The sequence below is a fragment of the Bradyrhizobium cenepequi genome (genome assembly GCF_020329485.1).
Lineage (GTDB): Bacteria > Pseudomonadota > Alphaproteobacteria > Rhizobiales > Xanthobacteraceae > Bradyrhizobium > Bradyrhizobium cenepequi.
In genome coordinates this window covers 1-645 of the sequence record NZ_JAGKJI010000187.1, presented here as the reverse complement: position 1 = coordinate 645, position 645 = coordinate 1, and the positions used below count along the sequence as shown (strand labels likewise).

1 protein-coding gene is annotated in these 645 nt (G+C 60.2%); it reads right to left on the bottom strand.

The genetic code is table 11. The features are described from left to right. Window positions 1–645, bottom strand: a 645-nt coding sequence (locus tag J6497_RS40865) for an IS630 family transposase (protein ID WP_225709776.1), incomplete at both ends; no start/stop codon positions are given.

Genomic DNA, 645 nt, shown 5'->3' with positions numbered 1-645 from the left:
CCAAGAGGCCGAGGTCGGCGTGAAGTGCAAATGGAAGCGTGGGTGTGCCTTGAGCCAACGCTTTACGGCTGGTGTCTTATGGGTGGCATAGTTGTCAACGACCAGATGGAGATCGAGGCCAGGCGGGGTCTGATGATCAATCAGCTTAAGAAAGCGCAGGAACTCTCGGTGCCGATGCCGAGGCATGCAGGTGCCGATAATCTTGCCGTCCAACATGTTGAGCGCCGCGAACAAGGTCGTGGTGCCGTTGCGCTTGTAGTCGTGGGTCATGGTACCGGCGCGGCCCTTCTTCATCGGCAGGCCGGGCTGGGTACGGTCGAGGGCCTGGATTTGGCTCTTTTCATCGCCGCAGAGGACCAGCGCCTTGTCCGGCGGATTGAGGTAGAGCCCGACCACGTCCTCCACCTTGGCGGCGAAGTTCTTGTCGCGCGAGACTTTGAAAGTGTCGACCAGATGCGGCTTCAGCCCATGCGCATGCCAGATCCGCTGCACACTGCTGTAAGAGATGCCAACAGCCTTCGCCATGCTGCGCACGCTCCAATGGGTCGCATTCGGCGGTTTCCCGTGCAGCGTCATGTGCACCACCTGTTTGATCTTTTCGGACGGCAACGGCTTGACGCGAGATGGTCGCGTCGCGTCCTTCAG